Origin of the sequence: Phaeobacter gallaeciensis (assembly GCF_001678945.1) — a bacterium.
In the GTDB taxonomy this organism is placed as follows: Bacteria; Pseudomonadota; Alphaproteobacteria; order Rhodobacterales; family Rhodobacteraceae; genus Phycobacter; species Phycobacter gallaeciensis_A.
The window spans coordinates 2,192,744-2,217,240 of the sequence record NZ_CP015124.1 but is presented as its reverse complement, the minus strand read 5'-3'; the positions used below and the strand labels follow the sequence as shown (position 1 = coordinate 2,217,240).

25 protein-coding genes are annotated in these 24,497 nt (G+C 62.6%); 12 read left to right on the top strand and 13 right to left on the bottom strand.

Annotated elements, in window-relative coordinates; all coding sequences use genetic code 11:
* Positions 1-2: 2 nt before the first annotated feature.
* The gene (locus JL2886_RS10630) at positions 3-1,202 is read right to left on the bottom strand and encodes a hypothetical protein (protein ID WP_065271977.1); all 1,200 of its coding nucleotides are present in this window, start codon (positions 1,200-1,202) and stop codon (positions 3-5) included.
* 43 nt (positions 1,203-1,245) lie between these two features.
* On the bottom strand, positions 1,246-2,016 hold the full coding sequence (locus JL2886_RS10625) for a class II aldolase and adducin N-terminal domain-containing protein (protein ID WP_065271976.1): 771 nt from the start codon (positions 2,014-2,016) through the stop codon (positions 1,246-1,248).
* A 182-nt stretch (positions 2,017-2,198) separates the two neighbouring features.
* Here JL2886_RS10625 and ade point away from each other — a divergent pair, with 182 nt between their 5' ends.
* The 4 genes from ade to JL2886_RS10605 all read left to right on the top strand — a co-directional run bounded on the left by ade (position 2,199) and on the right by JL2886_RS10605 (position 6,965).
* A complete protein-coding gene (gene ade / locus JL2886_RS10620) occupies positions 2,199-4,001 on the top strand; it encodes an adenine deaminase (RefSeq protein WP_065271975.1) in 1,803 nt (600 codons plus the stop codon).
* Positions 3,998-5,464 carry an AMP nucleosidase gene (locus tag JL2886_RS10615; RefSeq protein WP_065271974.1) on the top strand — a complete coding sequence of 489 codons (1,467 nt, stop codon included), beginning with the start codon at positions 3,998-4,000 and terminating at the stop codon, positions 5,462-5,464. Before ade ends, JL2886_RS10615 begins: the two co-directional genes overlap by 4 nt.
* Positions 5,465-5,606: 142 nt before the next feature.
* A complete protein-coding gene (locus tag JL2886_RS10610) occupies positions 5,607-5,900 on the top strand; it encodes an HU family DNA-binding protein (protein WP_065271973.1) in 294 nt (97 codons plus the stop codon).
* A gap of 165 nt (positions 5,901-6,065) precedes the next feature.
* The gene (locus tag JL2886_RS10605) at positions 6,066-6,965 is read left to right on the top strand and encodes a DMT family transporter (protein WP_065271972.1); all 900 of its coding nucleotides are present in this window, start codon (positions 6,066-6,068) and stop codon (positions 6,963-6,965) included.
* A 7-nt stretch (positions 6,966-6,972) separates the two neighbouring features.
* Here the strand turns inward: JL2886_RS10605 and JL2886_RS10600 are convergent, their stop codons facing one another.
* On the bottom strand, positions 6,973-7,497 hold the full coding sequence (locus JL2886_RS10600) for a glutathione peroxidase (RefSeq protein WP_065271971.1): 525 nt from the start codon (positions 7,495-7,497) through the stop codon (positions 6,973-6,975).
* Positions 7,498-7,661: 164 nt separating this feature from the next.
* Here JL2886_RS10600 and msrB point away from each other — a divergent pair, with 164 nt between their 5' ends.
* Together msrB and msrA are read left to right on the top strand one after the other, a co-directional pair.
* Positions 7,662-8,111, top strand: a complete 450-nt coding sequence (gene msrB / locus JL2886_RS10595) for a peptide-methionine (R)-S-oxide reductase MsrB (protein ID WP_065271970.1) — start codon at positions 7,662-7,664, stop codon at positions 8,109-8,111.
* Entirely contained in the window at positions 8,108-8,623 is a 516-nt protein-coding gene (msrA, locus tag JL2886_RS10590) for a peptide-methionine (S)-S-oxide reductase MsrA (RefSeq protein WP_065271969.1), read from the top strand. Before msrB ends, msrA begins: the two co-directional genes overlap by 4 nt.
* A gap of 75 nt (positions 8,624-8,698) precedes the next feature.
* On the opposite strand, the gene JL2886_RS10585 is transcribed toward msrA, so the two are convergent.
* Positions 8,699-10,705 carry a hydantoinase/oxoprolinase N-terminal domain-containing protein gene (locus JL2886_RS10585; RefSeq protein WP_065273643.1) on the bottom strand — a complete coding sequence of 669 codons (2,007 nt, stop codon included), beginning with the start codon at positions 10,703-10,705 and terminating at the stop codon, positions 8,699-8,701.
* A gap of 125 nt (positions 10,706-10,830) precedes the next feature.
* Here JL2886_RS10585 and JL2886_RS10580 point away from each other — a divergent pair, with 125 nt between their 5' ends.
* Positions 10,831-11,718, top strand: coding sequence for an SDR family oxidoreductase (locus JL2886_RS10580; protein ID WP_116560347.1), 888 nt, complete (start codon positions 10,831-10,833; stop codon positions 11,716-11,718).
* 53 nt (positions 11,719-11,771) lie between these two features.
* Here the strand turns inward: JL2886_RS10580 and dxs are convergent, their stop codons facing one another.
* The 5 genes from dxs to JL2886_RS10555 form a co-directional block, all read right to left on the bottom strand.
* Positions 11,772-13,700 carry a 1-deoxy-D-xylulose-5-phosphate synthase gene (gene dxs / locus JL2886_RS10575; RefSeq protein ID WP_065271968.1) on the bottom strand — a complete coding sequence of 643 codons (1,929 nt, stop codon included), beginning with the start codon at positions 13,698-13,700 and terminating at the stop codon, positions 11,772-11,774.
* 39 nt (positions 13,701-13,739) lie between these two features.
* Entirely contained in the window at positions 13,740-14,624 is an 885-nt protein-coding gene (locus tag JL2886_RS10570) for a polyprenyl synthetase family protein (protein ID WP_065273641.1), read from the bottom strand.
* A gap of 4 nt (positions 14,625-14,628) precedes the next feature.
* Positions 14,629-14,877: an exodeoxyribonuclease VII small subunit gene (locus JL2886_RS10565; RefSeq protein WP_065271967.1), complete on the bottom strand. Its 249-nt coding sequence runs from the start codon at positions 14,875-14,877 to the stop codon at positions 14,629-14,631.
* Between the two features lie 155 nt (positions 14,878-15,032).
* Positions 15,033-15,734 carry a response regulator gene (locus tag JL2886_RS10560; RefSeq protein ID WP_065271966.1) on the bottom strand — a complete coding sequence of 234 codons (702 nt, stop codon included), beginning with the start codon at positions 15,732-15,734 and terminating at the stop codon, positions 15,033-15,035.
* Positions 15,731-16,243 (bottom strand): MarR family winged helix-turn-helix transcriptional regulator, encoded by a 513-nt coding sequence (locus JL2886_RS10555; RefSeq protein ID WP_065271965.1) that lies wholly within the window; start codon positions 16,241-16,243, stop codon positions 15,731-15,733. Before JL2886_RS10555 ends, JL2886_RS10560 begins: the two co-directional genes overlap by 4 nt.
* A gap of 161 nt (positions 16,244-16,404) precedes the next feature.
* On the opposite strand from JL2886_RS10555, the gene JL2886_RS10550 reads away from it, so the two are divergent.
* A complete protein-coding gene (locus JL2886_RS10550) occupies positions 16,405-17,271 on the top strand; it encodes a branched-chain amino acid aminotransferase (protein ID WP_065271964.1) in 867 nt (288 codons plus the stop codon).
* Positions 17,272-17,372: 101 nt separating this feature from the next.
* Here JL2886_RS10550 and JL2886_RS10545 read toward each other — a convergent pair whose 3' ends face one another.
* On the bottom strand, positions 17,373-17,801 hold the full coding sequence (locus JL2886_RS10545; protein WP_065271963.1) for an organic hydroperoxide resistance protein: 429 nt from the start codon (positions 17,799-17,801) through the stop codon (positions 17,373-17,375).
* A 113-nt stretch (positions 17,802-17,914) separates the two neighbouring features.
* Here JL2886_RS10545 and JL2886_RS10540 point away from each other — a divergent pair, with 113 nt between their 5' ends.
* Positions 17,915-18,346: a MarR family winged helix-turn-helix transcriptional regulator gene (locus JL2886_RS10540; protein ID WP_065271962.1), complete on the top strand. Its 432-nt coding sequence runs from the start codon at positions 17,915-17,917 to the stop codon at positions 18,344-18,346.
* A 139-nt stretch (positions 18,347-18,485) separates the two neighbouring features.
* Positions 18,486-20,051, top strand: coding sequence for an alkaline phosphatase D family protein (locus JL2886_RS10535; protein WP_065271961.1), 1,566 nt, complete (start codon positions 18,486-18,488; stop codon positions 20,049-20,051).
* A gap of 94 nt (positions 20,052-20,145) precedes the next feature.
* Here JL2886_RS10535 and JL2886_RS10530 read toward each other — a convergent pair whose 3' ends face one another.
* Both JL2886_RS10530 and JL2886_RS10525 read right to left on the bottom strand, forming a co-directional pair.
* Positions 20,146-20,643 carry a GNAT family N-acetyltransferase gene (locus JL2886_RS10530; RefSeq protein WP_065271960.1) on the bottom strand — a complete coding sequence of 166 codons (498 nt, stop codon included), beginning with the start codon at positions 20,641-20,643 and terminating at the stop codon, positions 20,146-20,148.
* A gap of 91 nt (positions 20,644-20,734) precedes the next feature.
* On the bottom strand, positions 20,735-21,676 hold the full coding sequence (locus tag JL2886_RS10525) for a DMT family transporter (RefSeq protein ID WP_065271959.1): 942 nt from the start codon (positions 21,674-21,676) through the stop codon (positions 20,735-20,737).
* Positions 21,677-21,771: 95 nt separating this feature from the next.
* Here JL2886_RS10525 and JL2886_RS10520 point away from each other — a divergent pair, with 95 nt between their 5' ends.
* Entirely contained in the window at positions 21,772-23,274 is a 1,503-nt protein-coding gene (locus JL2886_RS10520; RefSeq protein ID WP_065271958.1) for a malonate--CoA ligase, read from the top strand.
* An 87-nt stretch (positions 23,275-23,361) separates the two neighbouring features.
* On the opposite strand, the gene JL2886_RS10515 is transcribed toward JL2886_RS10520, so the two are convergent.
* Positions 23,362-23,988 carry a cation transporter gene (locus JL2886_RS10515; RefSeq protein WP_065271957.1) on the bottom strand — a complete coding sequence of 209 codons (627 nt, stop codon included), beginning with the start codon at positions 23,986-23,988 and terminating at the stop codon, positions 23,362-23,364.
* Between the two features lie 73 nt (positions 23,989-24,061).
* On the opposite strand from JL2886_RS10515, the gene JL2886_RS10510 reads away from it, so the two are divergent.
* Positions 24,062-24,496 (top strand): MerR family transcriptional regulator, encoded by a 435-nt coding sequence (locus JL2886_RS10510; RefSeq protein ID WP_065271956.1) that lies wholly within the window; start codon positions 24,062-24,064, stop codon positions 24,494-24,496.
* Position 24,497 lies beyond the last annotated feature (1 nt).

The window sequence follows — 24,497 nt, the reverse complement described above, 5'->3', positions numbered from 1 at the left end:
GGTTAGGGGGCAGCCTGCCGGGCAGTGATCCACAGGTTCAGCCGCCAGATCCCCCAGGCCAGCGGAACCGCCGTGAGTCCGCCGATCACATAGGCCAGCGGTTCATCGGCAAAGCTCTCGAACAGCTGGGTATAGGCGTGGATGCCGCCAAAGGTCAGCGACGCATTGAACAGACCGCGTTCGTTGCGCATCGCCGCCCAGACCACCATGCCCGCCAGCGCCAGTGCCCAGAGGATGGAATAGAGATTGGCCGACAGCTCCAGCGCAGTGTCCCGGAACACGGTGCGCGCGGCATTGAAGCTGTCCCAGTCCTGATGGACGCTGCCGTAATAGCGTCCCGGCCCCCAGATGGTTTCGCCCACGAAATCCCCCCACAGCGAACCGACCAGTGCACAGAGGTTGGCCACCACAAAGGCCAGCATGACAAGAATGCGCAGATGCCGCGCAATGCGTTCCGGCTGGCTGCGGGCGAGCCACAGGCACAGGGCGATCAGCGCAGACATCTGCAGAATCGATAGGGTCGGTTCCGGGGAATAGAACACGTAGGCGGCGTGGAAATAGGCGCTGCCCGTTTCCAGCGCCTGAGCAAAAGGCGCCAGAGCAAAGGCGGTGACCAGCCGCACGTCGATCAGCGCGCCGATCCCCGCCAGCAGCGCCGCATAATACAGCATTTCAAAGTTGCGCAGCGGTGAGCCGATATCGTGTTGTCTGCTCAGCGCCTCGATCCCGATGATATGGACGGCCAGCCCCATCAGGATCAGCGCCCCCAGCACGAAATGCGACGATAGCCCGCCGCGCCAGTACCGCAGGGAAAGAACTGCCAGCAGCAAACCACCCACAGGCCACAGGACCCAGCCCGCGATCTCTTCGTAATTGTCCATCAGTTCCAGCGTGGCGCCACCGATGAGCATGCCTGCGCCGATCAGCGTGGCAGCGTTGCCGAACATGTGGAACATCTCGCCCCCCCGGGCCAGGATCGCCAGCCCGGTGAGGGTCATCAGCAGACCCGCAATCGCCACGGGCAGCGGATCGGCCAGCCAGAAGATGAAGCCGCCCGTCGCCGCGAGGATCCCGAGGCACAGGATGACGTTGACCCCGAGGGTGATCATCGCTTCGCGGGCGCGGGATTCGATGATGCGGGCCTGATCGGCGGTGATCACGCCCTCTGCCGTCAGACGGGTGGTATCGGCAATCGCATGCATCGGGCAGCCCTCATCAACAACTCATGCGGGGACAGGCCCCGCCTCAGCTTGCGTAAGTTGACCCCTCGCTGTCCAGTACTGCCTTGATCTCGCGCAGGTGTGCTTCGGCCTGCCCGGGATAGGCGTCCAGCTCGGCAGCGGTCTTTTCGGCGACTTCGTCCGACAGATAGCGCAGCGGCTGGCCGGTCTGCAGGGCGCGGATATAGGTCTCGGCCGCGCGTTCGAAATAGTAGAGCCGGTTGAAGGTATCGCCGGGCGTGTCGCCGATCACCAGAACCCCATGGTTGCCCATGATCATCACCTTCTTCTTGGGATCGGTGAGCATGGCGGCGCAGCGGGCGCCTTCATCCTCGAAGGCAAGACCGCCATAGCCATCGTCGATTACGTAACGGTCGTAGAAGGTCGCGGTGTTCTGGTCGATGGCAGGCAGGTTGCTGTCGGCGAGAGAGGCCAGAACCGTGGCAAAGATCGAATGCACATGCATCACGCAGCGCGCGTGCGGGCACAGGCGGTGGATCGAGCCATGCAGCCCCCAGGCGGTGGGATCGGGGGCATCGGGCCGGTTCATCGTGGCCGGATCATCCGCATCCAGCAGCAACAGGTTCGAGGCGGTGATGCGGGTGAAATGCATCTGGTTGGCGTTCATCAGGAACCGCGTGCCTTCGGGGTTCACCGCGAGGCTGAAATGGTTCGCCACCCCTTCGTGCATATTGAGCCGCTCGGTCCAGCGGAAGGTCGCTGCAAGGTCCACCCGCTCCTGCCAGTGTTCTATATTCTGCCGGTCGACATCGGGGCGCAGATCCGTGACGGTCATGGGAACCTCTTCATATATCCAAATTAGAGCCTGTTTCAGGGCTCATTGATCATCCTGCCCCAGCCTCCTCCGCCGACAGGGAAGTGGCAAGGGGGATTTTTCGCTTTGTGCAGAAGGTGATCCTTTGATGACAGGATGCCTTCGGCCCTTGCACTTGTGAGCGCAATCAGAACAATTGGCGCATGACACAGACCGCATTTCCCAGCTGGCCCGATTCCGCCCCGAAACTGATCGAAGTTGCCGCAGGCCGCGCGCCCGCAGATACGGTGATCCGTCAGGGCAGATGGGTGAATGTCCACACCCGTGAAGTGCTGGACGGGCACGACATCGCCATCGTCGCGGGGCGCATTGCCTATGTCGGGCCGGACGCCTCTTATTGCACCGGACCAGAGACAGAGGTGATCGAGGCCAACGGTCGCTTTATGGTTCCCGGCCTGTGCGATGCCCATATGCATATCGAATCCGGCATGCTGACTCCGGCGGAATTTGCCCGCGCGGTGATCCCGCATGGCACCACCTCGATGTTCACCGACCCGCATGAGATTGCTAATGTTCTGGGCCTTGATGGCGTGCGTATGATGCATGACGAGGCGCTGATGCAGCCGGTCAATATCTTCACCCAGATGCCCAGCTGCGCGCCTTCGGCGCCGGGGCTGGAAACCACCGGATATGAAATCACCGCCGAAGACGTGGCCGAGGCGATGACATGGCCCGGCATCATCGGTCTGGGTGAGATGATGAACTTCCCCGGCGTCGCCAACGCCGATCCCAAGATGCTGGCGGAAATCGCCGCCACCCAACGGGCAGGTAAAACAGTAGGCGGGCATTATGCCTCTCCCGATCTGGGACCGGATTTCGCGGCCTATGTGGCCGGTGGCCCGGCGGATGATCACGAAGGTACCTGCGAAGCCGATGCCATCGCCCGGGTCCGTCAGGGCATGCGGTCAATGATGCGGCTGGGCTCGGCCTGGTATGACGTCGAAAGCCAGATCACCGCTGTGACGGAAAAGGGCCTGGATCCGCGCAACTTCATTCTCTGCACCGATGACTGCCATTCCGGCACGCTGGTGCACGATGGCCATATGAACCGGGTGGTGCGCCACGCCATCGCCTGCGGCTGCGATCCGGTAATCGCGCTGCAGATGGCGACCATCAACACGGCGACGCACTTTGGGCTGGAGCGCGAGCTTGGCTCGATCACCCCTGGGCGGCGCGCGGATGTAATCCTGACCTCGGACCTGCGCGAATTGCCCATCGAACTGGTGATCGCGCGTGGGCAGATCGTGGCAGAAAACGGCTCTATTACTGTTGAATGCCCGCACTATGACTGGCCAGAGAGCGCCACGGGTACCGTGCATCTGGGCCACGCGCTGTCGGCGGGTGATTTTGAACTGAAGGCGCCGGAGGGGGCGAACTCGGTTACCGCCAATGTGATTGGCGTGGTAGAGAACCAGGCCCCGACCAAGGCGCTGAAGGCGGAATTGCCAGTGGTCGAAGGGCTGGTCGAAGGCAGCGGCGAGGTCTGCCAGATCGCTTTGGTCGAACGCCATCAGGCCACGGGCGGCGTCACCAACGCCTTTGTCTCGGGCTTTGGCTATCAGGGGTCCATGGCGATGGCTTCGACCGTGGCGCATGACAGCCACCACATGATCGTGGTTGGCACCGACCGGGAGCAGATGGCGCTGGCCGCAAATCGCCTGGCCGAGGTCGGCGGCGGTATCACCCTGTTCCGCGACGGAGAGGAGCTGGCGCTGGTCGAATTGCCCATCGCGGGCCTGATGTCCAGCAGCCCAGCGACCGAGGTTGCCGCCAAGGCGCAGAAGATGGTCGAGGCGATGGAGGCCTGTGGCTGCAAGCTGAACAACGCCTATATGCAGCATTCGCTATTGGCGCTGGTGGTAATTCCTGAGCTGCGGATTTCAGATCTGGGGCTGGTGGATGTGCGCACATTCAAGAAAATCCCCGTGTTAGAGCCGATTTCATGACCACCATCCGCCTGCCTGAACATCCCGCCCCCGAGACATTCACTGACGCGGCGCAGGCCGTGGAGCGGCTGGAGCTGCTTTATCGGCAGTCCACGGAGTTCCTTTGCAACGCTTTCATGGCGGTGATGTCTGGAAATGCGCCGCAGGATCAGCGTATCCGCGCCTTCTATCCTGAAATTCGCTTTACCACTTCTTCCTTTGCGCAAGTGGATTCGCGGCTCAGCTTTGGCCATGTGTCGATGCCGGGAACCTATGCCACCACGGTGACGCGCCCGGACCTGTTCCGCAATTACCTGATCCAGCAGATCGGCCTGCTGATCAAGAACCACGGACAGCCAGTGGTCATCGGTGCTTCGGAAACGCCGATCCCGGTGCATTTTGCCGTGGCCTCGCGGCAGGATCTGACGGTGCCACAGGACGGCGCCGCCGGGTTTACCCTGCGCGATGTGTTTGACGTGCCGGATCTGTCCACGACGAATGATGATATCGTCAACGGCACTCATCAGCCCGCCAATGGCAGCGGCCCCCTGTCACTGTTCACTGCGCAGCGTGTCGATTATTCGCTGGCACGGCTGGCCCATTACACGGCAACCGATCCGTCCCATTTCCAGAACCACGTGTTGTTCACCAACTACCAGTTCTACGTGGCCGAGTTCGAAGCCTATGCGCGCGCGCAGCTGGCCGATCCGGCCTCGGGCTACAGCAGTTTTGTCAGTACCGGCGATCATGAGATCACCGATGCAGATGCCGACATTCCAGCCATCGCCAAACTGCCGCAGATGCCGACCTACCATCTGAAACGGGCGGATGGCAGCGGCATCACGCTGGTTAATATCGGCGTTGGCCCGTCCAATGCCAAAACCGCCACCGATCATATCGCGGTGCTGCGGCCGCATGCCTGGCTGATGGTGGGCCATTGTGCCGGCCTCAGGAACACGCAGGCGCTGGGCGATTTTGTGCTGGCCCATGCGTACCTGCGCGAGGATCACGTGCTGGATGATGACCTGCCTGTCTGGACCCCGATCCCGGCGCTGGCGGAAATCCAGATCGCACTGGAACAGGCCGTGGCCGAGGTGACCGAGTTCGAAGGCTACGATCTGAAGCGGATCATGCGCACCGGCACCGTCGCCACCATCGACAATCGCAACTGGGAACTGCGCGACCAGTCCGGCCCGGTGCAGCGGCTCAGCCAGTCGCGCGCCATTGCGCTGGATATGGAAAGCGCGACGATCGCCGCAAATGGCTATCGCTTCCGGGTTCCCTATGGCACATTGCTCTGTGTCTCGGATAAGCCGCTGCATGGCGAGCTGAAGCTGCCCGGCATGGCGTCGGACTTCTATCAGACTCAGGTTGCGCGCCATTTGCAGATCGGAATTCGGGCAATGGAGCAGCTGCGCGGCATGCCATTGGAGCGGCTTCACAGCCGAAAACTGCGCTCTTTTGATGAAACGGCCTTCCTCTGAGGCTAGTTTTCCCCAAATTTCTGCGGAAATTCGCTTGTTTTCACGATCTTTGCTATCGCTACGCGTTGTGTTACCGCACAACATAACGATAATGTCACGCAATGAGGCCCCACAGTTCGGGCAGTTTTAAGGAGAGCTAAGAATGTCCAAACCGATGACCAAAACCCAGCTTGTCGCAGCGCTGGCTGAGGAAATGGGCAGCGATAAGAAAGCAGCTGGTGCCGCTCTGGACGCCGTCTGCGCGCTGATCACGCGTGAAGTTTCCAACGGCGGCGCCGTGACCCTGCCCGGTGTCGGAAAGATCTATTGCCGCGAGCGCCCCGAGCGCGAAGTGCGCAACCCTGCCACTGGCGAAAAGTTCATGAAAGAAGCCGACAAGGTTGTCAAAATGACCATCGCCAAGGCTCTGAAAGACAGCGTCAACGAAGACGCATAAGTCTCGGACCGGATCCTTTGGATCTGACAGGAATTTGGGTCGCCCTCGGGCGGCCCTTTCTTTTTGGGCGCGGGACCAGCCGGGATGTCTCACTGTGATGTGAGCGGGCCTTGCGCCCCGGCGCCTTTTGCGGGACTGTCCGGGCAATTCAGGGGAGGATCAGCTTTGGATATTCGTGCAATCGCCATGGGGCTGACATTTGCCCTGATGTGGTCCTCGGCTTTCACCTCGGCGCGGATCATCGTCGTGGATGCTTCGCCGCTGTTTTCCCTGGCGGTGCGGTTCCTGATCTCGGGCCTGATCGGAATTTCCATTGCGCTGGCAATGGGACAGACTTGGCGGCTGACACGCGGACAGTGGCGCGCGACCATCATTTTCGGGATTTGTCAGAATGCGCTGTATCTGGGGCTGAACTTTGTCGCCATGCAGACGATCGAAGCGTCGCTGGCGGCGATCATCGCTTCGACAATGCCTTTGCTGGTGGCGCTGGCCTCCTGGTTGGTGTTCCGGGAACGTCTGAAACCCCTGGGTATTGTCGGCCTTCTGGCCGGTGTTGTCGGCGTTGCCCTGATCATGGGCACCCGGATCAGCGCCGGGGTCGATCTGTTCGGCATGGCGCTTTGCGGTGTCGGCGTTCTGGCCCTGACCCTGGCAACTCTGGCCCTGCGCGGGGCCACATCGGGCGGCAATTTCATGATGGTGGTCGGGTTGCAGATGCTGATCGGATCGGCCTGCCTGTTCATCGCCGCGCCGCTGTTCGAGGATATCTTTGTCAATCCGACCCTGCCGCTGGCACTGGCCTTTGCCTATACCACGCTGGTGCCGGGGCTTGCCGCGACCTTTATCTGGGTGCTGCTGCTGAACCGCATTGGCGCGGTGCGTGCGGCCACCTTCCACTTTCTGAACCCGGTCTTCGGGGTGGCGATCGCCAGCCTTCTTTTGGGTGAAAAACTGGGGCCGCTGGATATTGTTGGGGTGGTGATTGTCACCGGCGGCATTCTGGCGGTGCAATTGTCCCGTCAGCCGGGCAGAACGGCCAAAGTCGCAGCGAAACCCGCGGAATAGATTTCTGTTATCGCCGCAGGTTGGCTTCGACGGCGCCGGTGATCTGCCCCGACAGAGGCCGCGTGATGGAACCCCAGGTGCCCGCAACCGTGCCATCGGCGGCGATCAGGATCTTGTTGAAGTTCCAGCCCGGCTCAAATCCGGTTTCCGCCCGCACCGCCCGGAAGAACGGATGCGCCCCATCGCCCCGCACCGGGGTGATGTCGGTCATCGGCAGGGTCAGATCATAGTTCAGGGCGCAGAATTCCTTGACCTCTTCGGCGCTGGACAATTCCTGTTTGAAATCATTCGACGGCACGGCCAGCACCACTAGGCCGCGGTCCTTGTATCGGTCATAGAGCGTTTGCAGCCCGTCGTATTGCTTGGTGAAGCCGCAGCGCGAGGCGGTGTTCACCACCAGAACCGGTTGCCCCCGGAAGGATGATATGTCGATCTTGCCGCCATCGATGGAGGCAAAGACGCCCCCGACAGGTGCCGCCTGCACCATCTGTCCCACCATCAACAGCGCCGTCAGTACCCATATTCGAACCATTTCCACTCTCCACCGTTGTTACAAGGGCTACGGACCAGGCGCCGGTTTGGATCATTTCGGGATGACCCGCTGCCGCACAAGACCGCGAGATGGGCAATAATCGCTTTGCATTTTCGTCGCAGCGGCCCATGTACTGACTCACCACGATTTGCCGGAGACCCGACATGACGCGATACACCAAAGATCCAGATGCCATTGCCGCCCTGTCAGACGAAGAGTACTACGTCACGCAGAAATCCGGCACCGAACGCCCCGGCACGGGTAAGTTGCTGCATAACAAGGCGCCCGGTATCTATGTGGATATCGTCTCGGGGGAGCCGCTGTTTGCTTCGTCCGACAAATATGAATCCGGCTGCGGCTGGCCCAGTTTCACGAAACCCATCGAACCGGCGCATGTGGCCGAGCTGGAAGACCGCTCGCTGGGCATGATCCGCACCGAGGTCCGCTCGGCTCATGGTGACAGCCATCTGGGCCACGTGTTCCCGGATGGGCCGCTGGACCGGGGTGGCCTGCGCTATTGTATCAACTCGGCGTCACTGCGCTTCGTTCCTCTCGACGAGATGGAGGCCGAAGGCTATGGCGACTATATCGACCAAGTGGAGGATAACAGATGAGCAATCCTGAACGTGCCGTCCTGGCCGGCGGTTGTTTCTGGGGCATGCAGGACCTGATCCGCAAACGCCCCGGGGTGATCAAGACCCGCGTCGGCTATACCGGCGGTGATGTCCCCAATGCCACCTACCGCGATCACGGAACCCATGCCGAAGGGATCGAAATCCTGTTTGATCCGGAAAAGACCTCTTACCGGGAACTGTTGGAGTTCTTCTTTCAGATCCACGATCCGACCACGGTGAACCGGCAGGGCAATGACATCGGGATGAGCTATCGTTCGGCCATCTACTATGTGGATGACGCGCAAAAGGTCGTGGCCGAAGACACCATTGCCGATGTGAATGCCTCGGGCATCTGGCCCGGCAAGGTGGTGACCGAACTGGAACCCGTCGGTGATTTCTGGGAGGCAGAGCCCGAGCATCAGGACTATCTGGAGCGTCTGCCCAATGGCTATACCTGCCATTTCCCGCGCCCCGACTGGGTGCTGCCAAAACGGGCAGATGCCGCAGAATAGAGCCTGATATCATCGGAATATAAGGTGCTGAACCCGTCCTTGCTGCCGCAGGGGCGGGTTCTTTCTTGCTGGCTGTCAGCCAAGTGCCACGCGCGGGCGGCCGCTGGCCTCGGCGGTGATGAAGGCTTCGACGAAGACCTCGCGCGCCTCGACCTGGGCGGTGCGGATATCCCGCTCCACATGCACATGGATATCCTCGGCGCCTGCGGCGCGGGCCTCTTTCTCTGCCTCTTGGCTCAGATGGGTTTCAAGCAAGGCCAGCGCGTCCTCAGAGGCGTTGAAATCCTGCGGCCCATCCTCCAGATGTACCCGGAATTTCCCCTCGGCAGGGGAAGTCACGGTGCCGCTGCGGCGCAGGGTGACGCGGCCGACGACGGCGCCGATGGCATTGGCGACGCCCGCATGTTCGGGCAGGATCATCCGGCAATGCAGGCGTTCCCCCACCGCCGGGTAGTAACTGGGGGCCGAGGCCCCAAGCCCCACCACATCCACGTTCAGCGCCGCGCTGAGCGACAGCATGCCCCGGTGATTTTCCAGCCCCCTGCGCAGCAGAACGTGGCGGGCCAACTGATCTGCGGGCAATCCGAATGTGTCGCTTTCTTCGGCAAAAGCAGTCTCTAACAAGGCTAATGATGTCTGTTCTGTCAGCTGGTCGATAATCATGCCCGCCAGCGTCTGGGCATCCGGGGCCAGCGGATCGCCACTGCCGATGCGGCGGCGAGCAAAGATGGACAACGCCTTTTCGGCGGCTGCGCTGTCCCAATCGTTCAGGCGGCCCAGCACATGGGAGGCATCCGACGGGGTGACGCCGGCCAGCTGCACCAACCCGCGATCCACCAGCCGGTTCAGGGCGCCTTGCTCCATCCGGGTGCGCAGCACGGCGCCAAGGGGGTGAACATCGGTGCCGATCCGCTCCAGCAGCGCCGCCTCCCGCTCACCAAGGCCGCTGGTCGGCTGACCCGGGATCGCCCGGACAAACCTGCCGTCGTGTTCCCCGACAACCGTCGCGTTGACCTGCCGGTCCAGCGCCGCATGCACCACCTCTGGCGCCTGATGGGCGATCAGCGAGACCGGAACCACACGGCGCGGACCCAGAGTTACCCCGCCGTTCAGCCCTTCGCTCTGGATATGGATCTGGCTATCGCCGCCAAGGCCAGTGGTGCGCATGGCCACAGCCTCTACCATGGTTCGGTAATCTCCGACCCGCGCCCCGGCAGGGTCGATGGCCGGTTTGCCGTCCCGGATCAGCGCGACATCGGTGGTGGTGCCGCCGATATCACTGACCAGCGCGGTGTCGACCCCGGTCATCCAGCGCGCGCCGACGATCGAGGCTGCCGGGCCGCTGAGGATGGTTTCGATGGGGCGTTCCCGCGCCTGTTCTGCCGACATCAGGGCGCCATCGCCGCGCACGACCATCATGGGTGCCGTGATACCAAGATCCGCCAATGTGTGCTGTGCCCGCCCGATCAGCCGGTCGATCATTCCGATCAGCCGCGCGTTCAGCACCGCTGTCAGCGCCCGTTTCGGCCCGTTGAGTTTTGCCGACAGCTGATGCGAACAGGTGACTGGCGCCCCGGTCACCTCGGTGATGATCCGGGCAGCCTCCAGCTCATGCGCAGGGTTGCGGGTGGCAAAGACACCGGCCACGGCATAGCCGCTCACCCCTGCCGATTCAGTCTCTAAAAAGGCCATTAACGCGTCTTTATCAAACGGCGCAGCCTCGCTGCCCGCATGAGTATGACCGCCCGCCAGCACCAGCGCCGGATCGCCTTTCAGCGCATCGCGCAACCCGTGACGTTCCAGATCTTCGGGGGCAAAGCCGATATAGATCAGCGCCACCCGCCCACCTTGCCCTTCGACCAGCGCATTGGTGGCGAGTGTTGTCGACAGTGCTGCCATCGAGACATCCTGCGCCGCAACGCCGGATTGCGCCAGCACCGCCCGTACCGCACCACCGACGCCAATGGCTAGATCGTGGCGGGTGGTCAGAGATTTTGCCGATGCGATCACCTCTTCCTCGTCGCGGATCAGCACCGCATCCGTATAGGTTCCGCCCGTATCCACACCGAGTAGCAGCGCCATCGCCTGATCCTTTTCCGTTCGCTGCCCCCGGTTTAGCGCCGTTTTCGCCCCGGTCCATCCCGTTTGCGTCATCGCGGATATTTCCGCCCTTGCCGGGCGGCTCTCTGCGACGCATCTATTGGGGCATGACAAAAACACTTCTCTGTATCGGATATGGCTACTCGGCCCGGGCACTGGCGCGGCGGATGCTGGCGCGGGGCTGGCGGGTGATTGGCACCACGAGGGATCTGGGTGAGGCCCAGCCGGATGAGGACGTGGAGCTGCTGCAATGGCCCGGCGCGAACGTCCCGCTGGAGGGCGTCACCCATGTGCTCTCCTCGGTTGGTCCGAATGAGGGCGGAGATCCGGTGATGGAGGCGCTGCGGGAGGAACTGGTGGCGCGCGCGGCGTCTGGACAGTTCGACTGGGTCGGTTATCTTTCCACCACCGCGGTCTATGGAGATCAGGGCGGCGCCTGGGTGGATGAGGACACGCCCGTCGCCCCCTCCAGCCGTCGCGGCAACTGGCGCGCGCAGGCCGAGGCGGCATGGCAGGCGATCCCTGATCTACCGTTGCACATCTTTCGTCTCGCGGGCATCTACGGTCCCGGCCGCGGTCCCTTTGCCAAGCTGATGGCGGGCAAGGCGCGGCGCATCGTGAAGCCTGGACAGGTGTTTTCCCGCATCCATGTGGAGGATATCGCTACGATACTGGAGGCCTCGATCGACCGACCCAATCCGGGTGCGATCTACAATGTCTGCGATGATGAACCCGCTCCGCCGCAGGATGTGCTTGGTTACGGCGCCGAGCTGCTGGGCCTGCCGGTGCCTGCCGAAGTGCCCTTTGATGAGGCCGGGATGACCCCGATGGCGCGCAGTTTCTACGGAGAGAACAAGCGCGTTCGGAATACCCGCATCAAGGAGGAACTGGGCGTCACGCTGGCCTATCCCGATTACCGCACGGGCCTGCGCGCGGTGAAAATGGCTGAGGATCTGGAAAGCTACACGCCCCCGGCGGATCCGCCAGCCTTGTAGTAGGACCAATCGGCCGGGCCTCCCCAGGCAGTCACGGGCGTATTGACGGCGTGTTAAGCCCGCTTTTCCCCAATCGTTGCGATACCCAGAACCTCCAGCACCTTGGCTTCGATCTGCGGGGCGTTCATGGCGGCCACGTCGTACATATCCGCCGGGCTGGCCTGATCGATGAAAGTATCGGGCAACACCATCGAGCGGAACTTCAGGCCGGTATCGAAAACGCCTTCCTCGGCGAGGAGCTGCGCAACGTGGCTGCCGAAACCGCCCACTGCGCCTTCCTCGATGGTGATCAGCGCCTCGTGACCTTCGGCCAGCTGCAGGATCATCTCGCGGTCCAAGGGTTTGGCGAACCGCGCATCCGCGATAGTGGGCGTGATCCCCTTGGCAGACAGGGACTCGGCCGCCTTTTTCACCTCACCCAGACGGGTGCCGAAAGACAGGATCGCAACGCGGGCGCCTTTCTGGATCATCCGGCCCTTACCGATCTCCAGAACTTCGGCCTCTTCGGGCATATCGACACCTTCGCCCTCTCCGCGCGGATAGCGGAAGGCGATGGGGCCGTCGTCATGGGCGGCGGCGGTGGCGACCATGTGTTTCAGTTCGGCCTCGTCGGCGGCGGCCATCACCACCATGCCGGGCAGGTTGGCCATATAGGCGATGTCGAAGCTGCCCGCGTGGGTGGCGCCATCGGCGCCCACCAGACCAGCGCGGTCGATGGCGAAACGCACCGGCAGGCGCTGGATTGCCACATCGTGCACCACCTGATCATAGCCGCGTTGCAGGAAGGTGGAATACATCGCGCAGAAGGGCTTCATCCCCCCGGCGGCCAGTGCGGCGGCAAAGGTGACGCCATGCTGTTCGGCGATGCCGACGTCAAAGGTGCGCGAGGGGTAGCGTTCGGCCATCAACCCCAGGCCGGTGCCATCGGGCATGGCAGCGGTCACTGCGCAGATCTTGTCGTCCTTCGCGGCCAGGTTCACCAGCTCGTCGCCAAAGACCGAGGTATAGGACGGCGCGTTCGACGGCGGCTTGTTCTGCTTGCCGGTGATCACGTCAAAGGTCGCCGTGGCGTGGCCTTTGTCATCGGCGCGCTCGGCGGGGGCGTATCCCTTGCCCTTTTTCGTCAGCACGTGGATCAGGATCGGTCCCGAGGCGCGCGCCTTCACGGTGCGCAGCACCGGCAAAAGCTGGTCCATGTCGTGCCCATCGATGGGTCCGAGGTAGGAAAAGCCTAAGGATTCAAACAGGGTGCCGCCGACGGCCATGCCCTTCAGCATGTCCTTGGCGCGTTTGGCACCTTCGCGGAAGGGTTCCGGCAGCAAGGAGGCAGCGCCCTTGGCCACGGCCTTCAGCTCCTGAAAGGGTTCTTCGGCGTAAAGGCGCGACAGGTAGGACGACAGCGCGCCCACCGGCGGGGCAATCGACATTTCATTGTCGTTGAGGATCACGATCAGCCGCTTGCCCAGGTGGCCGGCGTTGTTCATCGCCTCGAAGGCCATGCCAGCCGACATGGCGCCATCGCCGATCACCGCGATGGCATCACCCAGTCCTTCGGGCACGTTGCCTCCAAGATCGCGGGCGACAGCGAACCCCAGCGCCGCGCTGATCGAGGTGGAGCTATGGGCGGCGCCAAAGGGGTCGTAGGGAGATTCGACGCGTTTGGTGAAACCGGACAGCCCGTCTTTCTTGCGCAGGGTGCGGATGCGGTCGCGGCGGCCTGTCAGGATCTTGTGCGGATAGCACTGGTGGGAGACATCCCAGATCACCTTGTCGCGCGGCGTGTCGAACACCGCGTGCAGCGCCACTGTCAGCTCCACCACGCCAAGGCCTGCGCCCAGGTGGCCGCCGGTTTCGGAAACGGCCGAAACGGTCTCCTGGCGCAGCTCGTCCGCGACCTGCGTCAGCTGGCGGTCGCTGAGGCCTTTCAGATCCGCCGGGCGGGCGATCTGATCCAGTAGCGGGGTATGGGGCCTCTCAGACATGGCTCCTCCTCGGGAGTGGCGCAGCAAATGGTGCGCAGGTTAGCTATCGCGCGCAATAACGAAGCGGGCGGCGTCCTTCAAGATTGCAGCCTCTTCCCCATAGGGAGAAAGCGCGGCACAGGCGGTGTCGCACAGCTCTTCTGCGCGGGCTTTTGCCGGTTCCAGCCCCAGCAGGGAGACAAAGGTGGCCTTGCCAGCAGTTTCGTCCTTGCGCAGGGCCTTGCCGACCTTGCTGGCATCGCCTTCAACATCCAAGATGTCGTCAGCGATCTGAAAAGCAAGCCCTAGCGCCGAGGCATAGGCCTGCAAAGGCCCGGTATCCGCGCCGGCCAGAACCGCACCGGCGGTGGCGGACCATTCGATCAGGCAACCGGTCTTGCGGGCTTGCAGCCGGGTGATTTCGTCAAGTGTCAGCGGCGTGCCTGCGGTTTCCGCGGCGATGTCCATCATCTGCCCCGAAACCATGCCATCCTTGCCTGCCGATTGCGCCAGCGCCCGGATCAGCACCAGCGCCTGCGGGCCGATGTGATCGGCAGCTAACAGTTCAAAGGCGAATGTCTGCAAGGCATCCCCGGCGAGCGTCGCCGTGGCCTCGTCCCATTTGCGGTGCAGGGTCGGCTGACCCCGGCGCAGATCGTCATCGTCCATGCAGGGCAGATCGTCATGCACGAGCGAATAGGCGTGCACGCATTCGATGGCCAGCGCCGCATCCAGCGCGGCGGTGGCATCGACACCATGCAAGCGGGCGCTTTCCAGCACCAGAAATCCGCGCAGCATCTTGCCGCCGACCATGGCATAGCGCATGGCATCGTGCAGCCGGTCGGTGCCGCCCAGCCGCATGTCCATATGGGCGGTGATCCGGGTCTGGGCATCCAGCAGCGCCGCCTGAAAGGCGCGCGTGTCCGCCTGCATCTCCGTGGTCATGCCCTCAGCCCGCATCCAGCGGCTGGGTGCCGGTCGGGGTGCCATTTGCATCCAGGGTGATGGCGGCGACCTTTTCCTCGGCGCGCTTCAGCTCGTCCTCGCAGCGTTTCTTCAGCGCCGCGCCGCGTTCGTACAGCGCGATCGAGGCATCCAGCGCCACATCGCCGCGTTCCAGCTGATCCACCACGCGTTCCAGCTCGTGCATGGCCTGTTCAAAGCTCATCTCTTCGACGGGGGTCTGGGTTTCGGTCATCTGGCTGCCTCTGTCAGTTCTTCCACATGTGCCCGGGCGGAGACGGGCAGGGCGTTCAGATCATATCTGCACGTCAAAGTCGAGGTGTGAGAGCGGCATAAACGCGCCGTGGAAAGGCGGCAGCTTTACCGGTCTGGGGCGGGGCCGGGGGTGGCTCAGTCCGGCGCCAGCATATAGCCCGCACCGCGCACGGTTTGCAGGTATTGCGGTTGTTTCGGGTTGGGTTCGATCTTGCGGCGCAGGCGGGTGATCTGCACGTCCACGGCGCGTTCTTGCGCCTGGCCCCGGTCGCGGCCCAGATCCTCGACCAGTTTTGCCCGGCTGATCGGCTCTCCGGGCTGGGCGGAAAAGATCTTCATCAGCTGGCTTTCGGTGCCGGTGAGGCGGATCAGATCGTCCCCCTGCCACATCTCGCCCCGTTCGATGTCATAGCGGATGGCGCCGAGGTGCAGAACCTTGGGAATGCTGTCCTCGGCCACGGTATCGGGCATCCGGCGCAGGATGGCGTTGACGCGCAGCAGCAGCTCCTTGGGCTCAAACGGTTTGGAGAGGTAATCGTCGGCCCCGGCCTCCAGCCCGGCGATGCGGTCATCGGTTTCACCCTTGGCGGTCAGCAGCAGGATCGGCGTGGTCATGGTTTCGCGCAAGGCGCGGGTCAGGCTGACGCCATCCTCGCCCGGCATCATCACATCCATGATAATCAGATCGAAATCGAGGCCGGCCAGCAGCCGCCGGGCATGGGCGCCGTCGCGCGCGGCGGTAACAAGGAACCCGGCCCGCATCAGGAACTTCTTCAACAGGCTGCGGATGCGCTCATCATCATCCACGATCATCAGATGTGCGTCGTTGGTGCTCATGATCCGGTTTCCCGCAGCTTGGCATAGACCCGGCGCATATCCGCATCCATCATCGCTTCCAGCACCTTCTTGAAGCCCTGTACCGCCTCGGGGCCGGCTTCTTTATAGGCGCTGCGCATGCGGGCGCGCTGGGCATCGGACAGTGCCGTTTCCAGGGCCACGCCCTTTTCGGTGAGGTAAAGATGCCGTTCCCGCTTGTCGGCGGTGCCGACCCTGCTTTCGACCAGCCCGTCTTCGATCAGGGTGCGCAGTACCCGGTTCAGCGATTGCTTGGTGACGCCCAGAATGGTCAACAGGTTGTTGACCGTTGTGCCCGGCGCCCGGTTGATAAAGTGGATCGCCCGGTGATGCGCCCGGCCATAGGCCATTTCGGCGAGGATCCGGTCGGGATCTGCGGTAAAACCCCGGTAGGCAAAGAACACCGCCTCGATCCCCTGGCGGAGCTGTTCGTCCGTCAGAAACAACAGGCTTTCGCCGCCAAAACCCTGTCCTGAACGCCCTTCCGGCATGGCTGTCCCCTCCACTGCTCTCACAGGCAGTTTAAGTCAGCGTTATTGACATTCCAAGGGTGAAGATGTATCGAATCGCAGCTTTGGCGCAACAATATGTCCGCTCCGGTCATTTCGAGCGCAACTTATGAAAACATCGATGGATTTAGTGGAGGTGCGGCATGGCCGGATATGATGACCGTGACGGATTGATCTGGATGGACGGGGAGATGGTCGAATGGCGGGATGCCAAGGTGCATATCCTGACCCATGCGATGCATTATGCGTCTTCCGTTTTCGAGGGCGAGCGCGCCTATAACGGCAAGATCTTCAAGAGCCGCGAACACTCCGAGCGCCTGATCGCCTCTGCCGAGGCGCTGGACATGCCGATGCCCTATACCGTGGATCAGATCGAAGCCGCCAAGGAAGAGACCCTGAAGGCCTCGGGTCTGACCGACGCCTATGTGCGCGCACTGGTCTGGCGCGGCGCGGGTGAAGACATGGGCGTCGCTTCGGCCAAGAACCCGGTGCGGATGGCGGTCGCTGTCTGGGGCTGGGGCGCCTATTACGGTGACGCCAAGATGCAGGGCGCCAAGCTGGACATCGCAGAGTGGAAACGCCCGAGTCCGGAAACCATCCCGGTGCACGCCAAGGCGGCTGGCCTTTACATGATCTGCACCATCTCCAAGCACAAGGCCGAGGCCAAGGGCTGCTCGGACGCGCTGTTCATGGATTACCGCGGCTACGTGGCCGAGGCGACTGGCGCCAATATCTTTTTCGTGAAGGATGGCGAAGTGCATACGCCGCTGCCCGATTGCTTCCTCAACGGCCTCACCCGTCAGACCGTGATCGGCATGCTGAAGGACCGTGGCATCACCGTGCACGAGCGCCACATCATGCCCGAGGAAATGGAAGGCTTTGAACAGTGTTGGCTGACCGGTACCGCTGCCGAGGTCACCCCGGTGGGCGAGATCGGCCCCTATAAATTCGAAGTGGGCGCGCTGACCCGCGAGATCGCCGAGGCCTATGAGGCGCTGGTGCGCAGCTGATCCGTCAGATCTGTTGGTAAGATGCAAAAGCGCGGGCCGATTGGCCCGCGCTTTTTCTGTTTCAGCACCTGCGGTGCAGTGGGCGCCCGGTGGCGGGGCTGTCAGACCACCTCGGTGGTGACTTCAATATTGCCGCGGGTGGCGTTGGAATAGGGGCAGATGGCGTGGCCCGCATCGGCGATGCGTTGGGCTTCGACCTTGTCCACACCGGGCATGGAGACCTTGAGGTTCACCGAGAGGCCAAAGCCGCCTTCGGCGCGCGGACCGATGCCAACCGCGGCATCGACAGAAACATCGTCGGGCACCTTGGCCAGGGATGTGTCCTGGGTCGTGGCGAATTTCATCGCACCGATATAGCAGGCCGCATATCCGGCGGCGAAAAGCTGTTCCGGGTTGCTGCCTTTACCGCCGCCGCCCATTTCGCGGGGCGGATCCAGATCGAAATGAACCTCGCTGCCGTGGATGCTGGCTTTGCCGTCGCGGCCGCCGGTTGCAGTGGCGCCTGCGGTGTAGATCGGGGTGATGGACATGTTGCCTCCTTTTTGAATCGTGTACGATTATATCGTGTACGATATAAATAGAGGCTACGAGCCAAAAATCAACCGCTTGCGATTAAAGCGTGCGCGACATAAATCATGAAGACATGGACCGGACCCTGAAAATTGACGATCTTCTGTGCTTCTCGCTCTATTCGGCGAACCACGCGCTGACGCGACTGTACCGTCCCCTGCTGGCGCCCTTGGGCCTGACCTATCCGCAGTATCTGGTGCTGGTGGCCCTGTGGGAGCAGGACGAACAGAAGGTCAGAGATCTGGGCAAGCGGCTGGATCTGGAAACCAATACGCTGACGCCGCTGCTGAAGCGGATGGAAAGCGCAGGCTACCTGACCCGCCGCCGCAATCCCGAGGATGAGCGCAGCCTGATCGTGTCCCTGACCGACAAGGGGCAGGCCCTGCAGGCCGAGGCGCAGGAAATTTCCACCTGCGTCATCGAGGCGATGGGCGGCGATCTGAATGAGCTGATCGAATTGCGCGACCGGGTAAACGCCCTGCGTGCGCGGCTGGACTCCGCCTGACCTGGCCAGCCCGTCCTTTCACCGCGCGGGCAGGGGGTCACAAAACGTTCGTCAAAGTTTCATTTTGAGCACGGAAAGATTTTACATTGGCGCGGTCTGTCTGGCGCCACCTATCCAATGTAACAGACAGGGGAATCTCATGTCTTCTCATCGCTTTATGCGCCCCAGCCGCCGGGCTTTCCTGGCGGGCGGTACCGCTTTTGCTGCCTCGCTGGCGGCGCCCTCGATTTCGCGTGCTTCGGCACGCCCGGTCTTTACGCACGGCGTTCAGTCCGGCGACGTGGACACCATGTCCGGCATGATCTGGACCCGCACCGACCGCCCCGCGCGGGTGATGATGGAAGTCTCCACCACCGAAAGCTTTGCCAATGCGCGCCAGCTGGCGCCGCTGACCGCAGGCCCCAGCAACGATTTCGCCGTCAAGCGCATGGTTGATGGCCTGCCGTCGGATCAGGATATCTTCTACCGTTTTGTGGCTGCGGATCTGAACGATCTGCAGGCGACATCGGACCCCATCGTCGGTCAGTTCCGCACCGCGCCGACCGCGCGCCGCGATGTGCGTTTTGCCTGGTCGGGCGACACCGCCGGTCAGGGCTGGGGCATCGATGACGAAGGAATGCGCACCTATGCGACCATGGCCCAGCACCGCCCCGATTTCTTCATCCACTCGGGCGATACCATCTATGCCGATGGCCCGATGCAGGACGAGGTCGAAAAGGACGGTCAGCTGATCTGGAAGAACGCCACCCTGATCGACGAAAAGCGCAAAGTCGCCGAGACCCTGGACGAATTCCGCGGCCAGTGGAAATACAACATGATGGACGAGCATGTGCGCGAAATGAACGCCCTGTGCCCGACCTTCTTCCAGTGGGACGACCACGAGGTTGTCAACAACTGGTCCGATTCCAAGGATCTGAGCGGCGACGACCGCTACACCGAGAAGAACGTGCATGTGCTGGCGGCCCGCTCGGCCAAGGCCTTCCACGAGATGACCCCGATCAGCTACACGCCCGCCGAGCCGGGCCGGGTCTACCGCAAGATCGGTTACGGCCCGATGCTGGACGTCTTCTTCCTGGATTTGCGCAGCTATCGCGCGGGCAACAGCCTGGGTCTGCAGGAAAACCCCGCGGATGAGGCAACCACGCTTCTGGGCGCCGAGCAGATCGCATGGCTCAAGCGTGAGCTGGTGAAATCCACCGCCACCTGGAAAGTCATCGCCTGCGACATGCCCATCGGTCTGGTCGTGCGCGACGGGGAGCGGGTCGAGGCGATCTCAAATGGTGACGATGGCAGCGCCAAGGGCCGCGAATTCGAAATCGCCGACCTGCTGCGCTTCATCAAGACCGCCAAGATCGACAACACCGTCTGGTTCACTGCCGATGTGCACTACACTGCGGCGCATTACTATAACCCGGACAAGGCCGCCTTCCAGGACTTCGAACCTTTCTGGGAGTTCGTCTCCGGCCCGCTGCACGCCGGTACCTTTGGTCCGAACGCGCTGGACGGCACCTTTGGCCCCGAAGTGAAGTTCGTGAAGGCCCCGACCGAGGAGCAGGGCGCCAACCTGCCGCCCTCAATGGGTCTACAGTTCTTCGGTCTGGTGGACATCGACGGCGCCACCCAGCAGATGACCGTGCGCCTGATGGACCGCGCCGATCAGGAGCTGTGGAAGATCACTCTGGATCCCAAGGGCGCCAGCATCTGATCTGACTGCCTGTCAGGACTGAACACAGTTACCGAACCAAGGGCCCGGGGCACTGTCCCGGGCCAACTTCGTTCTCCGCCGTCTGCCGGAGCCCTCATACAGTATTGAGGCGGAATTTCAGGAAGCGGGTGCCATCGTAGTCGATCTCTTCCAGAAACCGCGCGCCCAGCCGGGACAGGGCACCCAGCGATTTGCGCGAGGGCGGCAACAGGAAGGTGACATAGGGAATGCGCGCATCATGCCGCGCAAACTCCAGCAGGTGCCGTGAGATGCGCGGCCCAAGGCCAAAGCAGTCTGGCCGCAGAACCAGCCCGAGATCCCATTCCTCCCCTTCCTTTTCAAATCCGCCCCATCCGACATAGGCGCCATCAGCCAGAAACGCCCAATGGCCCAACCCGTCTTGCTGCCAGCGTGCCTCTTTCATCTCAACGAATTGGCGCACCATCGCGGCATCCCAGCCTTCGGTCATCAAGGGCAGATGCGTCGCCACACGGGGATCGGACATATGCGCCAGGATCTGCTCGAGCGGTACGTCGGTCAGACGCGCCAGCGTGATTGCGGGCGGGCGGAAACTGGGGGATGTCTCGGTCAAGGCGGCGGTCCGTAGCGGCTATCGTCAATCCCGGCATAGTGGCGCCATGCAGGGCGTCCGGGCCAATCACATTGCCGTGGCTGCCTTGCCCTTATCCCCCCTTGGGATCGGTGACCGCGCGCGCCTTGCCGCGTTCCAGTCCCAAGCGGCTTTCGCGCCAGATCACCAGCCCATTGCCCGCGATTACCAGCGTCGCCCCGGCCAGCATGACAAAGGTCGGTAGCTCGTCGAACCAGAAATACCCCAGCAGGATTGCAAAGATCATCGAGACATAATCATAGGGTGCCAGCATCGATGCGGGCGCAAAGCGATAAGAAGAGGTCACGAGGATCTGCGCAATCCCGCCAACAAGGCCAGCCCCGATCAGCATCGCCAGAACCTCTCCGCTGGGCATGACCCAGCCAAAGGGCAGCGTCAGCAGCGACAGCGCGGATGCGGTCAGCGAGAAATAGAACACGATGGCGGCGGTCGGTTCGGTCATCACCATGCGGCGCACGTGGATCTGCACGAACCCCCGGGCAATGGTCGCCCCAAGAACCAGTAGCGCGCCCAGCGTCGCCCCGTCCGACAGATCCGCGCCAGAGCCAAGCCGCGGCCAGATCATGATCATCACCCCGACAAGGCCGATGGCAACGGCCGAGATCCGCACCATGCGAATGGTCTCGCCCAGAAACACGGCCGCCAGGATCAGCGTAAAGATCGGCGTGGCATAGCCGATGGCGGTAACCTCTGGCAGGGGCAAGAGGCCAAGGCCCAGAAACGTCATCCCCATCGCAGAGGTTCCCACCAACCCACGCCAGACGTGTACCATCGGGTTCTTCGTCTTCAGCCCATCACGCAGATCGCCGCGCAGGGCCAGCCAGACCACGATCACCGGGATGGCAAAGAAGGAACGGAAGAACACCGCCTCACCTGTCGGAACCTCTTCTGATACCGCCTTGATCAAGGCCGACAGCATGGTGAACAGACCGATGGCGGCGACTTTCAGCAGGATTGCCAGAATCGGTCGATGCGATGTTAAGGGTTTTGTCATGGCGGGGAACCTGCGCCCCTGCGCGGCAAAGATCAATGGCTTGATTTTCCGCCCCGCTCTGGCGCAGATACCTGCGTTGATGAAGGAGCCAGCCGATGTATGATGCCAACCACCTGATTTCCCGGCTGCGGGCCGCCTCAATGGGCCACGAGACGCGCAATTTCGCCACTTTCCCGGCACGGGCCAGCATGACATTCGGCGAATTGTTTGCCGGTGCCGAGCGCAACGCGGCAGCGCTGGTGGCGATGGGAGTTCAGCCCGGTGACCGGGTGGCGGTGCAGGTGGAAAAGACCATCGAGGCGATCCAGCTTTACCTTGGTACCGTGATGGCCGGGGGCGTCTTTCTGCCGCTCAACACCGCCTATACAACGCCCGAGGTGGCTTATTTCCTTGGCGATGCCAGCCCCCGCGTGGTGGTCTGCGACCCTGCCCGCGAAGGTGATATCGCCGAAGTGGCAGGCGATGCCCGCGTGGTGACGCTGGATGGCAAGGGTCTGGGCAGCCTCACCGATGCCGTCGTGGGGCGCGGCGGCTTTGATCCGGTGCCGCGCGGACCGGATGATCTGGCGGCGATCCTCTATACCTCGGGGACCACCGGGCGCTCCAAGGGCGCGATGCTGAGCCACGCAAACCTTGCCTCCAATTCGGAGATGTTGCGCGATTACTGGCAGTTCACCGATCAGGACGTGCTGATCCACGCGCTGCCGATCTTTCACACCCATGGGCTGTTTGTGGCCACCAATGTGGCGCTATTAGCGGGCGCGCGGCTGGTGTTCCTCAAGGGCTTCAACGCAGACGAGATATTGGAGGCGATGCCGCGCGCCACGGCGCTGATGGGGGTTCCGACCTTCTACACGCGCCTGCTGGCGGATCCGCGCCTGACGCGGGAGCAGGCCGCGAATATGCGTCTGTTCATCTCCGGCTCGGCGCCTTTGTTGGTGGACACGCATGAGGAATGGGAGGCCCGCACCGGCCACCGCATCCTGGAACGCTATGGCATGACTGAAACCAATATGAGCACGTCGAACCCCTATGACGGCGAACGTCGCGCAGGCACCGTGGGCTTTCCCCTGCCGGGGGTCGAGGCGCGGATCATGGCGGGGGACAAGGAAGTCCCGACGGGCGAGACCGGCGTCCTTCATGTGCGCGGGGCCAATGTGTTTCAGGGCTACTGGCAGATGCCGGAAAAGACCGCCGAGGAGCTGCTGCCTGATGGCTGGTTCATCACCGGCGACATGGCCCGCATGGACGAAGACGGCTATGTCACCATCGTCGGCCGGGAAAAGGATCTGGTGATCACCGGCGGCTTCAACGTTTACCCGAAAGAGGTTGAAAGCCTGATCGACGATCTGCCGGGCGTGCTGGAAAGCGCGGTGATCGGCGTACCGCATCCCGACTTTGGCGAGGCCGTCGTCGCCGTGGTTGTCCCCACGGGCGAAGGCACCAGTGCCGAGGCGGTGAAGGCCGCACTTTCGGGGCAGCTGGCGAAGTTCAAGCAGCCCAAAGAGGTGATCCTGCTCGACGCACTGCCGCGCAACACAATGGGCAAGGTGCAGAAAAAGGCCCTGCGCGAACACTATGCCGGGCTGTTTGCCTGAGTTTCGCCCGGCCGATAGGTCGGGCTGCGCCTGCCTGTCCCCCGGCAGGCGCATATGCGCCTCCCCAGGCAGGCACCGCCCTAGTCCTTAGTGCTGATGCGCCAGATCCTCGCGGCGTTCCTGAATGGCCTGCACAAGGATCTGCCAGGCGGAATTCAGGAACAGCCCTGCCATGATCCCGGCGACGATCAGGTCCGGCCAGCCGGTGGCTGTCCCCCAGACCCCCAGCGCCGCGATCATCACCGCCACATTGCCGATGGCATCATTACGCGAACACAGCCAGACCGAGCGCACATTGGCATCTCCGTCCTTATAGGCCGCCAGCAGGAGGACCGATGTCACATTGGCCGCCAAGGCCATGAACCCGATGACGCCCATCACCTCGGCCTGCGGCACACCCAGAACAAACACGTGGTAGACGGTCGACCCAAACACCCACATCCCCATCATCAGAAGGCTGATCCCCTTGGCCAGCGCCGCCAGCGCCCGGGTGCTGAGCGATGTACCGATGACGGCGAGTGAAATCCCATAGGTCAGCGCATCGCCGAGGAAATCCAGCGCGTCCGCTTTTAGCGCCTGACTGCCTGCCATCTGGCCCGCGCCCATCTCCACCGCGAACATGCCCGCGTTGATCGCGATCACGATCCAGAGGCGCCGTTTATAGGCGGCCGAAACCCCGTCGAACCGCGCCTCATGCCCGCAACATCCTGCCATTACCCTTGTCCTTTGTTCCGATTCGAGCTCAACCTAATGTCTCTAGTCACTAGAGGTTCAAGAGGGGGCTAAAATGTTTTCCATCGGCGCGCTGTCCAAGGCAACGGGGGTCAAGGTGCCCACCATCCGATACTACGAGGAGATTGGCCTGTTGCCGCCTGCCGGGCGCAATGCGGGCAACCAGCGCCGCTATGGTCAGGACGGCCTTGAGGCGCTGGGCTTTATCAAACACGCCCGCGACCTTGGTTTTGCGCTGGAGGATATCAAGGTGCTGATGGCGCTGGACGGGGAGCTGGGCGAAGATTGCGCCGAGGCCAACCGCATCGCCCGCGCGCAGCTTGATCAGGTGCGCGCCCGCATTGCACGGTTGCAGCAACTGGCGAGCGAGTTGGAACGTATTTCCCATCTGTGTGACGGGGGCAATGGCGGTCATTGCAAGGTGCTGACGGCGCTTGGCGATCATAGCCAATGCGCCGCCGATCACGGGCCTGTTCGCAGGGCTGATTAGA